Origin of the sequence: Nesterenkonia sp. AN1 (assembly GCF_000582475.1) — a bacterium.
Classification (GTDB): Bacteria; Actinomycetota; Actinomycetes; order Actinomycetales; family Micrococcaceae; genus Nesterenkonia; species Nesterenkonia aurantiaca.
This window is the reverse complement of record NZ_JEMO01000001.1, coordinates 119,738-132,515: the sequence shown is the minus strand read 5'-3', so window position 1 is coordinate 132,515 and position 12,778 is coordinate 119,738. Positions and strand designations below refer to the sequence as shown.

Sequence of the window (12,778 nt, the reverse complement as noted above, 5' to 3'; positions counted from 1 at the left end):
GGCCCGTGAGATCAGTGTCATCAGGCCTTTACACACTGGCGTTTCGAGCGAAACCGGTCCGGCCTACGCTGGGAGGATGAGCCCTGGGACCACACCTTCAGCCACGCCCACCCACCGCGCCGAGCCCGACTGGCATCGAGTGTGCCGCGTGGCAGACCTGGAGCCGATGTGGGGAGAGGCCGCGCTGGTCGAGGGCACGCAGATCGCACTGGTCCGGCTGCAGGGTGAGACCGTGCACGCGGTGTCCCAGTGGGATCCCTACGCCCGCGCGAATGTGATGTCTCGGGGTATCGTCGGGTCCAAGGCTGGCAGGCCCACATTGGCCTCACCGATCCATAAGCAGCCCTACGACCTGGCCACCGGTCAGTGCCTCAGCGATGAGGCGCTGCAGCTGAAGTCCTATCCGGTGCGCGTCGAGGCCGGATTCGTCGAGGTGAAGGTCTGAGGTGTCCTGGATGACCCACGCCGCACCAACAACGGCCGCGCTGTTGGCGATCTCCCACGGCACGTCCAACCCCGAGGGTCAGCGCCTGGTCGCGCAGCTCGCGGACCGGGTCCGCGAGGTCGCCGCCGCGCGAGGGCAGGAGGATCTGGTCAGGCTCGGACACGTCGATGTGCAGCAGCCCGACGTCCCCACCAGCCTGGCGGCACTGCCCGAGGAGCTGGCCGCCGTCGTCGTGCCGCTGCTGCTCTCCGCCGGGTTCCACGTCAATGTGGACCTCAGGGAGGACACCGCCGACCTGGACCGTCCGGTGACCGTCGGCGGCGCGCTGGGCCCCGATGACCGGCTGGTGGATCTGCAGCTGCGTCGGATGCAGGAATCCGGGGTGGACCCCGTTCGAGACACTTTGATCTTCGCCGCCGCCGGCTCCTCGGACAGCTCGGCCGTGCGGGACTGCCAGGACATGGCGGCTCGGCTCCAGACGAGACTGGGCCACCCGGTCCAGGACGCCTACCTCTCCTTCGCGCAGCCCTCGGTGAAGACCGCGGTGGCGCAGGCCCGGGAGACCACGCAGGGACGGGTCGTGCTGATCAGCTATCTGCTGGCCCCGGGGTATTTCCAGAACCTCCTGCAGCGCGCAGGCGCCGATCTGGTCACCAGCTCCCTGCTGCCGCAGGGTTCGACCCAGGCGCCGGAGGAGCTGGTGGAGATCATCCTGGACCGGTTCGCCGCAGGGCTGAGCGCGCTGTCACCAGCCTCGCCGGCTGTGCGCTGACACCGCCGGACAGGGCCATTGGTCACTGGTGGTGGCCTCTGCACGGTCGTACGGTGATCGTGTACTGGCGAGGTCGTTCCGGACTCGTGGTGCAGAGATGAGGGTCTGCCATGGGTGACATGCGCGCCGGGGAAGGGCCGGGCCTTCAGCCTGCGCCCCGCGACAGCGCAGCCGCAGACCGGCTCGCACCGCCAGCTCATGGTGCTCGGGACGACCGGCCCCTCACCGTTCGGTCGGTGTTCTTCGCCGTGCTTCTGGTGGCCGCAGCCGGGCTGTTGGCTGCCTGGGCCACTCCCCGCGGCCCGTTGAGCGCCGCGCAGGTGCTGTGGTCGATGCTCGGCGCTCTCGGGGTCGGCATGCTCGCCGGAGCCCTGCTGCGCAGCCGGTGGAGCATGCTGGTGACCCCCGTGACCTTCCTGATCGTGTTCGAGCTCGCCCGGCTCGGCACCACCGGGGCCACCGTCGAGGAGATCCGCCTGGACTCCATCATCGGCGCGCTCGGCTTCGTGTCCGGGCGCGGCGTCCACGGACTGCTGGTCCTGGTGCCCATGGTCCTGGGCTGCCGTCTCGGTGTCGAGGTCGCAGCGCGCCGCCGCTCCGAGAGTGCCGCCCGGATGACGAAATGGGGCTGGGCCGGGGTGCTGCTGGTGGGCGTGGCGGTCTTGGCACTTGCCGCGCTCATCGCCCGCCCCGCCTCGACGGCGCCGATCCTCGACACCGACGGCGACCCAGCCGCGGGGAGCATCGCGGAGCTGGTCACCATTTCGGTAGGTGGGTCGGAGCAGACCTTGATGATCCGCGGGGCAAGCGCTGAGAACCCACTCCTGTTACACCTTGCCGGCGGGCCGGGAGGCACCGACCTGGGGGCGATGCGGCTGGATCCGTCCCTGGAAGAGGACTTCCTGGTGGCCACCTGGGACCAGCCGGGCACCGGAAAGTCCTACTCCGCTATCGATCCGGTCCAGGACATGACGCTGCAGCGGGTCACGCAGGACACGCTCGAGGTGACCGAATACCTGCGCGATCGGTTCAACCAGGACCGCATCGTGCTCACCGGCCAGTCCTGGGGCACACTCCCGGGGGTGCTGGCGGTGCAGCAGCATCCGGAGCGCTATCGGGCCTTCGTCGGGACCGGGCAGATGGTCGACATCCGCGAGACCGACCAGATCTTCTACGACGAGAGCCTGGAGTGGGCGGGTGTGACAGGGGACCAGGAGCTTCAGTCGCAGCTGGAGGCGCAGGGCCCTCCGCCGTACTCGGACATGCTCGACTACACAGCGATCGTCGGCACCGAGCGAGCCATCTACGCCTACCCGGAGTTCGACGGCTCCACCGAGATGACCGCGACCATCTGGGTGCCGGAGAACACCTTCATGGACCGGGTGAACGCGATCCGCGGCCTGCTGGACACCTACTCACTGCTGTACCCGCAGCTGCAGGACCTGGATCTGCGCCAGGAGGCACCCCGGCTTGAGGTCCCGATCTACGTGGTCATGGGCGAACATGAGGCGCGCGGCCGGGTCGGACCGGCACGAGAATGGTTCGACCAGCTGGAGGCTCCCGAGAAGACATGGGTGGAGTTCCCCGCCTCGAGCCACCGGGCGTCCTTCGAGCGGCCAGAGGACTACGCTGCGCTTCTTCGACAGGTCCTGGCTGAGACTGACACAGAGGGCTGAAGCGCTTGCCCTACGCTCCACTCGTGAGCACGCTCCGCCCGACTGACCCTTCGGCCTGACCATGATGTCCACGAGACGATGGACCTGTTCGGGTGTGGTCAGCGTCATGAACGCCCGCCCGAGGGCTGAGATTCGCCCAGCACGCGGTACGCTGGCGGGGCCCTCCCGGCTGGGTACGTCCGACGCGTCGATCTCTTTGCGGATCCGCTGGACCAGCATGTGCGCCGGGACGTCTCTGCCGAGACTGCTCGGACGTCCCTCGCCCCGCCGCGGGTGCAGTGCGGGCACCGTCCCGCCGCTATGAATGATCCATCGCTCCGAGGAGGACTCCGTGGCTCGAGGAGCCCAGCGTCAGAACGGCGCACGCACGCGCACCCGCCGGCGACCCCGCCGGCACGACGACGGCGGCATCATCGCGCTGCTCGCCAAGCTCGTCCGCGAGGTCGAATCCGCGGTCCAGCGTGGCACCGACCTGCCCTCGACCCGGACCAAGTTCCAGGTCGCGGCGCTTCTCACCCGCGAGGAGCGCACCCGGCTCAAGGCGGTGGAGGCCAAGACGGGATCCCGGGGGGCCGAAGACCTGAAGCGCCTCGACGGCATCGCCACCATCCTGGCGACGACGGCCGCCCGCGACACCTCCCTGCTGGGGCTGCTCGCCGAGGACGCGGTCCTCTCCGACCGTGCACGCTCGCTGCGCCGCGAGCTCCTCGAGTCCGCTGGCCGCGAGGCGCCGGAGGAGCCTGCTGCAAAACCTGAGCCGGCCGCGCCCAAGCCGGACCTGCAGCGCCGCGTGGTGCCCGTGTCGGTGGAGTCCCGCCAGCTGGCGAATCCCTTCCTGGAGCCCGACTACTCCGCGGTCGCCAAGCGCACCGCGCAGCCCCGTCGCCTCGTGGGCTGGGAGCTCATCGAGCCGCTGATGAAATCCTTCGCCGACGGCGGCTCGCTGGCCTGCATGGACCTGCCGGAACCGGCCACCACTCGGGCGACCCGGGCGCTGGATCTCATGCCCCACCAGGGGAGGCTGGTCGCCGCCGCAGCGGGAGGGCACCGGACGTTCCTGCTCGCCGACGAACCCGGCCTGGGCAAGACGGCACAGGCGCTGCTCGCCGCCGAGGCGGCCAACGCCTACCCGCTGCTGGTCGTGGTGCCCAACGTCGTGAAGATGAACTGGGCGCGCGAGGCCGAACTGTGGACGCCCAACCACCCCGCGACCGTGGTCCACGGCGACGGCGAGCGGATCGACGGCTTCGCCGACATCATCATCGTCAACTACGAGGTGCTGGATCGGCACGCGGGCTGGCTGCAGGACCTGGGGCTGCGCGGGATGGTGGTCGATGAGGCGCACTACATCAAGAACCGGAAATCGCAGCGGTCGCAGAACGTGCTTCACCTCTCCGAGCGCATCCGTACCCGGATCGCCGACCCGCTGCTGATCGCCCTCACCGGCACGCCGCTGATCAACGACATCGAGGACTTCCGGGCGATCTGGCAGTTCCTCGGCTGGGTCGACGAGACCAAGCCGATCGGTGAGCTGATGGGCGCGCTGGAGAAGATCGGTCTGACCCCGGCTGACCGCGGCTTCTCCCCCGCTGCCCGTGCGGCCGTCATCGACCGCGGCATCGTGCGGCGGCGCAAGGTGGACGTGGCCGCCGACCTGCCCGCACGCCGCGTGGCCGACGTCCCGGTCGAGATCGACGATGAGGCCGGGCGCTCCATCCGGGCCGCCGAGCAGAGCCTCGCGCGTCGCCTCCTCACGCGCTATGACCGGGCGCTGGCGGCGCGGCCCGCCGGCGAGGGCATCGACCACGTCCTGGTGCGCCAGGTCGCCGCACAGGAGCGTGCCAGCAAGTCCACGAAGAAGTCGAGCGAGAACGTGTTCACCATGACGCGGCGCATCGGGCAGGCGAAGGCAGGCCTCGCGGCCGACTACGCCGCGCAGCTCGCCCGCAGCGCCGGCAAGGTCGTCTTCTTCGCCAAACACATCGATGTGATGGACACCGCCGAGGCGACCTTCGCCAAGCGGGGCATCCGGTACGCCTCGATCCGCGGCGACCAGAGCGCATCGGCGCGGCAGAAGCACATCGACGCATTCACCAATGACCCGGAGGTCGCCGTGGCGGTGTGCTCCTTGACGGCCGCCGGCGTCGGCCTCAACCTGCAGGTCGCCTCGAACATGGTGCTCGCGGAACTGTCCTGGACCGATGCCGAGCAGACCCAGGCCATCGACCGGATCCACCGCATCGGGCAGGAGGAGCCGGTGACCGCATGGCGGATCATCGCCGCGCAGACCCTCGACACGAGGATCGCCGAACTCATCGACGCCAAGGCGGGGCTGGCCGCCCGGGCGCTCGACGGGGACGACCAGGAGATCCCTGACTCCGCAGACGTGCAGCTCGAGGCGCTCGTCACGCTCCTCGAAGATGCGTTGGGCGAGCGGGCCGGCGGCCAGGAGGACTGAGGCCCGAGCTCCGCCCGCGCCAGAAGCGGGCGGAGGCCTCGGACCGGACCCGCTGCCAGAAACACTTCGGGCCCCCACGCTGTSAAGCGTGGGGGCCCGAAGTGTTTCTCTCGCCTGTGCGGCGTTCTCGGTAGCGGTGGGGGGGCTCGATCCCCCGACCTCACGATTATGAGTCGTGCGCTCTAACCAGCTGAGCTACACCGCCATCCCCGGTTCTCCACCCCGCTGCGCGGGAGGAAGATCGGTGTGAATGAGAAACACCCGCGCCGCGCATTTTGCTGCGCTGCGCGGGCTCTCAATCAGAGCCCCAAGCGGGAATCGATCCCGCGACCTCAGTCTTACCAAGACTGCGCTCTACCACTGAGCTATTGGGGCAACAGCACTGAACTCTACCATCAGTCCAGCGCCGTTCAAAAACCGGTCAGCGTGAGCTGCCTCTCCCTGACCGGAGGTCTCCGCCGCCTCGGATCGAGACCGTTGGCGGCGGAGACCGGACCCCCTTTCGGGGGACGAATCACTTCCAGCGGGGCTTGCGATCCTTGTTGCCGAATCGGCTGTCGCCGGAGCCTGCGCGGCCGCCTCGATCGCTCGAGCCGCCCTCGCGCTTGCCGGCGTAGCCGCCGCGGGACTCGCCGTAGCCGCCGCGGGACTCGGTGCCGCCGGAGGGAGCACCGGTGTCGCGCTCCATCTTCAGCAGCTCGCCACCGATGCGAGTCTTGGCCAGGGCGGCCCACTGCTCGGAGGAGAGCTTCTCGGGCAGCTCCACCAGGGAGTGCGTGGGCCGGATGTCGATGCCGCCGATCTCGCGGGCGCTGAGCCCGGCTTCATTGGCGATGGCCCCGACGATGTGCCCGGGGTTCACCCCGTTGCGACGGCCGACCGCGATCTTGTACATCGCGTTGCCCGGACCCGCGGTGCGCGGACCACGATCACGCTGCGGACGCTCGGGGCGATCTCCGCCGCGGTCCTCGCCGACCTCGCGCTTGGATTCGCGGACGAGCTCGTCGTCGCGCTTCTCATCGAGCAGCAGCGGGCGTCCGTCGTGGACCATGGCGACCAGGGCGGCGGCCACATCCTCGGCGGGGGTGTTGTGCTCATGGGTGTAGGAGGCCACCAGTCCGCGGTACTCCTCGAGCTCCTCCGAGGCCAGGGTCTGGGTGATCCGCTCCGAGAAGCGATCCAGCCGCGAGGAGTTCACGTCCGCGATGGTCGGCATGGACATCTGCTCGACCGGCTGGCGGGTGGCCTTCTCGATGGAGCGCAGCATCCGCTTCTCGCGAGGCGTCACGAACAGCACGGCGTCGCCGGAGCGGCCCGCACGGCCGGTGCGTCCGATGCGGTGCACGTAGGACTCGGTGTCCAGCGGGATGTCGTAGTTGAAGACGTGGGTGATGCGCTCGACGTCGAGTCCGCGGGCGGCGACGTCGGTGGCGACCAGGATGTCGATGCGTCCGGACTTGAGGTTCTCCACGGTCTTCTCGCGCAGGTTCTGCGGGATGTCACCGTTGATCGCCGCGGTGCGGAATCCGCGGGCCGCCAGCTTGTTGGAGACCTCCTCGGTGGCCGAGCGGGTGCGCACGAAGACGATCGCGGCGTCGTGCGGCTCGGTCTCGAGGATGCGGTTCAGCGCCTCGTTCTTCGCCGAGTGCTTGATCAGCACGAAGCGCTGGCGGGTGTTGGTGCCGGTGGAGGTCTTGGACTTGACCGAGACCTCGACCGGATCGTTGAGGTAGTCCGCGGAGATCCGGCGGATCGCCTTGGGCATCGTGGCGGAGAACAGGGCGACCTGCTTGGTCTTCGGGGTGCGGGCCAGGATCTGGTCCACCTCCTCGGCGAAGCCCATGCGCAGCATCTCGTCGGCCTCATCGAGCACCAGGTGCTTGATCGTGGAGAGGTTCAGCGATCCGCGGGTCATGTGGTCGATGACGCGGCCGGGGGTGCCGACGACGACGTGGGCGCCGCGACGCAGGCCCTCGAGCTGCGGGCCGTAGGGGGAGCCGCCGTAGATCGGCAGCACGGTGATGCCTGGAACGCCCTGGGCGTAGGTGGCGAACGCCTCGGCGACCTGGATGGCCAGCTCACGGGTGGGGGCGAGCACCAGGGTCGAGGGGGAGTTCCCCAGCTCTCCGGCGTCGTTGGCGCGAGCCATGTGGGACAGCGCCGGCAGCGCGAAGGCCGCGGTCTTGCCGGTGCCGGTCTGGGCGAGGCCGACGACGTCGCGACCCTGGCTCAGCAGCGGGATGGTCTGTGCCTGGATCGGGGAAGGGGTCTCGTAGCCGAGCTTGGTCACCGACTGCAGCACTCGGGCGTCCAGGCCCAGTTCGGAGAACTTCGGGCCGGTCGGCTCCTCCTCGGCCTTGGGCGCCTGCTCAGCGGCCTTCGGGGCCTGCTCTGCGGGAGCTGCGGGAGCCTCCTCGGCAGGGGCCTGCTCCGCGGGAGCTGCGGGAGCCTCCTCGGCAGGGGCCTGCTCTGCGGGAGCTGCGGGAGCGACCGTGACCGGAGCCTCGGTCACGATCGGCGCAGCCTCGGCCTCGGCCGGGGCCGACTCAGAGGGGGTGGCAGTCTCCGGAGTCTGCGTCGCGCCAGACTCGGTGGTGGCTGCGGCCTGGGCTGCAGCGGCGGTCTCGGCCTCGGCCGGGTTCGGCTCTGCGGAGTTGTGGTCCTGGATCGTCATGTTGACTCCTCGTCACATGTCATGCGACCGAGAGGACCCGCTGAAGATCCAGTCCCAGAAGACCTGCGCAATCAACCACCGCTGCTCGAAGAGGCTGGGCATGCCGAAGGGCACTGCACGCAGCATCTGCATGGGCAGGGCAGGTTGCTTAAGGTTCTAGGACGGGACTGGATCAGTCACAGGGACTCGGCCGGCTTGTCGGCTCCGGAGTCGACCCGTGGATACACACAACCCTCAACGAGCTTCCGGCCCCATGTGGATGAGGCACGCTCGGAGTCAGCAAGAGAAAACGGGAATATCCGGAGAATGCCTGTTCAGTCTAGCCCAGGTGGGCCCTGACTGTCGCCTTTGGAGACGAAGCTCACTCCCGGGACGCTGAGCTGGACCTTCAGTCGTTCGGCCGAGCCCGTTCCGGGCCGTATCGCCACGCGGTCTCTCGAATGCTCGTACCGGGGGCCTCCGCGACGGCGATCACGGCGGCGCGGTCCCCCGCCTGCACCTTGCCGGGGGTGATGACCTTGAAGTAGGTGCCGGGCCGGCCCGCCGCGAGGAATCGCTTCACCCAGCCGGGCTGATCCAGCCAGCGCCCGAAGGTGGCACACGGAATCCGCGGAACCGTGGCCTCGAGCACCAGCTGATCTCCGATCTGCCAGCGCTCTCCGGGGTGGGCGCCGTCGAGATCGATCCCGGAGAGTCTCAGGTTCTCCCCGAAGCTGCCTGCCGGGAGCTCCCGGCCCAGCTCGGCCGCCCACCACTGGGCGTCCTCGGCGGCGTAGGCGTAGACCGCCTTCTCGGTCCCGCCGTGATGCTTCCGGTCGGCCTGCACGTCACCATGGAGCCCCAGGGGCCGCACCCGGACCGGGCCGGAGACCGGGCGCTTGTCGATCCCGCTGACCCCGACCGAGCCGGCGTGGTCGTCGATCAGCTGGTGCACCACGCAGACCGCATCCACCGTGCCGGTGAGTCCCAGCCGGTCCGCGGCGCCGGCCAGGCAGGTCGGCGAGGCTTCTGTCACCGGTCTAGAGCCCGGCGAGGGCGGTGTCGAGATCGTTGATCAGATCCGCCACATCCTCGATTCCCACCGAGAGGCGCAGCAGGTTCTCCGGGACGGCGAGCTCGGTGCCGCGCACCGAGGCGTGGGTCATCTCATGCGGGTAGTTCATCAGCGACTCGATCCCGCCCAGGGACTCCGCGAGGATGAACAGTCGGGTGCCCTCGGCGACCTTCCGGGCCGCAGCCTCGCCGCCGGCGAGCTGGATCGAGACCATGCCGCCGAAGCCGCTCATCTGCGCCTTCGCCAGCTCATGGCCCGGGTGGTCCGGGAGGCCCGGGTAGAGCACCCGTTCCACGGCGGGGTGGTCCAGCAGGTGCTCGGCGATCGCCTGGGCGTTGCTGCAGTGCCGGTCCATCCGCACCGCCAGCGTCTTGAGCCCGCGGGTGGTCAGGTAGGCATCCAGCGGGCCGGAGACCGCGCCCACGGCGAACTGCTGGAAGCCGATGGAGGCGGCCAGCTCGTCGTCGGAGGTGATCACGGCGCCGCCGACGACGTCGGAGTGCCCGCCGATGTACTTGGTGGTGGAGTGCACCACGATGTCCGCCCCCAGCGCCAGCGGCTGCTGGAGGTAGGGGCTGGCGAAGGTGTTGTCCACCAGCAGCAGCGCCTGGTTGGCGTGGGCGATCTTGGCCAGGGCCGCGATGTCGGTGATCGCCATCAGCGGGTTCGAGGGCGTCTCGACCCAGAGCAGCGTGGCGTCCGGCTTGGAGAGCTCGGCCTCGACCCGGTCGAGGTCGGTGAGATCCAGCGGGGTGTTCGCAATGCCCCAGTCGCCGTGGATCCGGCTGATCAGCCGGTAGGAGCCGCCGTAGGCGTCGTTGCCCATCACGATCCGCTGCCCGGGCCGGGTCACCGCGCGGATGATCGCATCCTCGGCGGCCAGCCCGGAGCCGAAGCTGAACGCATGGCGTCCGCCCTCCAGCGCGGCCAGCTGGGTCTGCAGCGATGTGCGGGTGGGGTTGCCGGCGCGGCCATAGTCGTAGCCGCGGCGCAGGTTGCCGATTCCGTCGGGGGCGTAGGTGGTGGAGAAGTGCAGCGGCGGCACCACTGCTCCGAAGACCTCATCGATCTCTTGTCCGGCGTGGATGGCGTCGGTGGCGAATCCGTGGCGGTTCTCGGTCATCGGGTCTCCTTCTCCTGGGCACCTGAGAGGTGAGCAAGCAGGTCATTGCGGGTGAGCACCCCGACGATGTCGCCGTTCTCGGCGACCAGCAGCGTCGGGTTGCTCCTGAGCTTCTTCAGTATCTGCGGGAGGGTCTCGGTGATCCCCACCAGCGGCAGATCGATGGAGAGGTGGTCGGCGACCAGCTCGTCGGGGGTGGCGTGCCCGACGATCAGGTCCTCGGAGAGGTGTGCGACATCGACGACTCCGTAGACCTCCCCGATCCGGGCCACCCGGCCGGGCTGGTCGATCACCGGGACGATGTCGATGCCGTAGCGGTTCATCACCGAGACCGCCTCGCGCAGCGTGGTGTGCCGCGAGATCGAGACCACCTCGGGCATCGCCGAGGAGAACAGCGAGCTCTTGGCCAGCAGCACGTCGGAGGCGGTGACGGGCGCGGCGGCGGCGCCCTGGGTCGTGGACCCGCCGGCATGATCAGCGGTCGGGTCGGCCCCGATCAGTCCGGTGTCCACCGCCTCGCTGAGCTCCTCGGAGCTCTTCACACTGATCTCGACACCGGTGGAGTTCGAGACCACTGCACCGAAGCCGTGGTCGATCATCCACTGGTCGTTGAAGATCTTGCCCAGGTAGCCGCGACCCGAGTCGGGCAGCACCGCGACCACCACGTCCTCGGGGCCCAGGTCCTTCGCGATCCGCAGCGCCGCGACCACGGCGGTGCCGGAGGAGCCGCCGACCAGCAGACCCTCCTCGGTGGCGAGGCGTCGCGCCATGGCGAAGGACTCGGCGTCGGAGATCGCATGGTGCTCGTCAGGGATGGACGCGTCGTAGTTCTTGACCCAGATGTCCTCCCCGACGCCTTCCACGAAGTACGGGCGACCTTCACCGCCGGAGTAGATGGAGCCGTCGGGGTCAGCGACCACCACGCGCACCGGCCCGCCCTCGCGATCGGCGGAGACCTCCTTGAGGTAGCGTCCGGAGCCGGTGACGGTGCCACCTGTGCCGGCACCGACCACCAGGTGGGTGACCTTGCCCTCGGTGTCCTCCCAGATCTCGGGGCCGGTGGTCTCGTAGTGCGAGTTCGGCGCGGCCGGGTTGGAGAACTGGTCCGGCTTATAGCCGCCCTCGATCTCGGCTGCCAGCTGGTCGGAGATCCCGTAGTAGGACAGCGGGGACTCGGCCGGCACCCCGGCGGGTCCCACGACGACGTCCGCGCCATAGGCGCGCAGCACATCGCGCTTCTCCTGGGCCACCTTGGGAACGGTCACGAAGACCGCCCGGTAGCCCTTCTGCTGCGCCACCAGGGCCAGACCGACGCCGGTGTTGCCTGAGGTCGGCTCGACCACCACTCCCCCGGGCTTGAGCAGACCGGCGGACTCGGCCTCCTCGATCATCTTCAGCGCGATGCGATCCTTGATGGATCCACCGGGGTTGAGGTATTCGAGCTTCACAAGGACAGTGGCAGAGACGCCCTCGGTGATCCGATTCAGCTTCACCAGGGGGGTGCGGCCGATCAGCTCGACGACGGACTGGGCATATTTCATGCCGCCAACTCTACCGATGCCCGAGCAGATCAGTCAGATTCCGTCTTCTGACGAAACTTCGCCCGGCTGATCTGCGCCCGGCTGCACCGTCCCTGGGCCTGTGCCACAGTGGATGCATGACCACGGGACCGAGCATCGGGGCGAGCACGGGGGCGCACCAGCAGGAGGTGCTGCTGGACTTCGGCGGCCCGGTGGACCTGCCCCGAACGCTGTCGGTGCTGCAGCGCGGGGCCGCTGACCCGAGCATCCGGGTGGACCCCGGCGCAAGGTCGATGACCGGGGGCCCTCGCGGAACTCCCGGAGCCGGGGCATGGATGTGCCAACGGATCCATGATCCGACCGGGACGGAGCTCGGCGCTGCGACTCTGCGCTTCGACCAGATCCGCGCCGCCACCGTGCGGGTGCGCGTGGCCACGGCTGGTCCGGGCATCACCGCCGAGGTGGTGGCCGATCTCGCCGCGCGGCGAGCAGCGCAGATCCTGGGGGTCCAGGACAGCTGGCTGGAGACCGAGCTTCTGCTCGATGCCCTCGGCGATCAGCTCTCCAACGCTCTGGTCAGGGTACGACGGCGGCATCCGGGAGTGCGCCTGCCGGCCACCGGAGGACTCTTCGACCAGCTGGTGACGGCCACCTTCGAGCAGAAGGTCACCCACGATCAGGCGCGCACGGGCTGGCGCCAGCTGCTGCGCCGCCATGGGCAGGCGCCCCCGGCTTCGGCCCTGGTACCGACTCCTGAGTGGATGCGGCTGCCGCTGACCGGGGCCCAGCTGCGCCGGATTCCCTCCTGGGAATGGCATCAGCTCTGGGTCCAGCCGGCCTTGTCCAAGACCATCCAGCGGCTGGCTGAACGCGCCCTCACGATCCATAGGCTCAGCGCGGACACCGGCGTGGACACGGAGTCGGTGGCCGAACTGGGTCTGCGACTGCGCTCGATTCCAGGGACCGGAGAGTGGACGGTGGCCGAGGCGCTGCAACGCTCGCACGGAGCGGCAGATCTGCCTCCGTCGGGGATTATCACCTGAGCAACTTCGTCGG

At 69.3% G+C, this 12,778-nt stretch carries 9 protein-coding genes and 2 tRNA genes; 5 read left to right on the top strand and 6 right to left on the bottom strand.

Annotated features, from left to right (window positions below):
* The first annotated feature begins 76 nt into the window (after positions 1–76).
* The 4 genes from nirD to BG28_RS00615 all read left to right on the top strand — a co-directional run bounded on the left by nirD (position 77) and on the right by BG28_RS00615 (position 5,351).
* Positions 77–445, top strand: coding sequence for a nitrite reductase small subunit NirD (nirD, locus tag BG28_RS00630; protein ID WP_051500769.1), 369 nt, complete (start codon positions 77–79; stop codon positions 443–445).
* A gap of 10 nt (positions 446–455) precedes the next feature.
* Positions 456–1,217, top strand: coding sequence for a sirohydrochlorin chelatase (locus BG28_RS00625; protein WP_036473507.1), 762 nt, complete (start codon positions 456–458; stop codon positions 1,215–1,217).
* A 110-nt stretch (positions 1,218–1,327) separates the two neighbouring features.
* A complete protein-coding gene (locus BG28_RS00620; RefSeq protein WP_051500768.1) occupies positions 1,328–2,893 on the top strand; it encodes an alpha/beta fold hydrolase in 1,566 nt (521 codons plus the stop codon).
* Positions 2,894–3,224: 331 nt separating this feature from the next.
* Positions 3,225–5,351 (top strand): DEAD/DEAH box helicase, encoded by a 2,127-nt coding sequence (locus BG28_RS00615; RefSeq protein ID WP_036473502.1) that lies wholly within the window; start codon positions 3,225–3,227, stop codon positions 5,349–5,351.
* 131 nt (positions 5,352–5,482) lie between these two features.
* On the opposite strand, the gene BG28_RS00610 is transcribed toward BG28_RS00615, so the two are convergent.
* From BG28_RS00610 to BG28_RS00585, 6 genes are all read right to left on the bottom strand, one after another.
* Positions 5,483–5,556, bottom strand: a tRNA-Met gene (locus tag BG28_RS00610).
* Positions 5,557–5,654: 98 nt separating this feature from the next.
* Positions 5,655–5,726 (bottom strand) — tRNA-Thr (locus BG28_RS00605).
* Between the two features lie 139 nt (positions 5,727–5,865).
* Positions 5,866–8,025: a DEAD/DEAH box helicase gene (locus BG28_RS00600; RefSeq protein ID WP_084479285.1), complete on the bottom strand. Its 2,160-nt coding sequence runs from the start codon at positions 8,023–8,025 to the stop codon at positions 5,866–5,868.
* Between the two features lie 388 nt (positions 8,026–8,413).
* Positions 8,414–9,040, bottom strand: a complete 627-nt coding sequence (locus BG28_RS00595; RefSeq protein WP_084479284.1) for an MOSC domain-containing protein — start codon at positions 9,038–9,040, stop codon at positions 8,414–8,416.
* Between the two features lie 4 nt (positions 9,041–9,044).
* Positions 9,045–10,202 carry a cystathionine gamma-synthase gene (locus BG28_RS00590; protein ID WP_036473200.1) on the bottom strand — a complete coding sequence of 386 codons (1,158 nt, stop codon included), beginning with the start codon at positions 10,200–10,202 and terminating at the stop codon, positions 9,045–9,047.
* Positions 10,199–11,743 carry a pyridoxal-phosphate dependent enzyme gene (locus BG28_RS00585; protein ID WP_036473199.1) on the bottom strand — a complete coding sequence of 515 codons (1,545 nt, stop codon included), beginning with the start codon at positions 11,741–11,743 and terminating at the stop codon, positions 10,199–10,201. The genes BG28_RS00590 and BG28_RS00585 overlap by 4 nt, the downstream gene beginning before the upstream one ends.
* A 116-nt stretch (positions 11,744–11,859) precedes the next feature.
* Here BG28_RS00585 and BG28_RS14685 point away from each other — a divergent pair, with 116 nt between their 5' ends.
* Entirely contained in the window at positions 11,860–12,765 is a 906-nt protein-coding gene (locus tag BG28_RS14685) for a hypothetical protein (RefSeq protein ID WP_051500767.1), read from the top strand.
* Positions 12,766–12,778 lie beyond the last annotated feature (13 nt).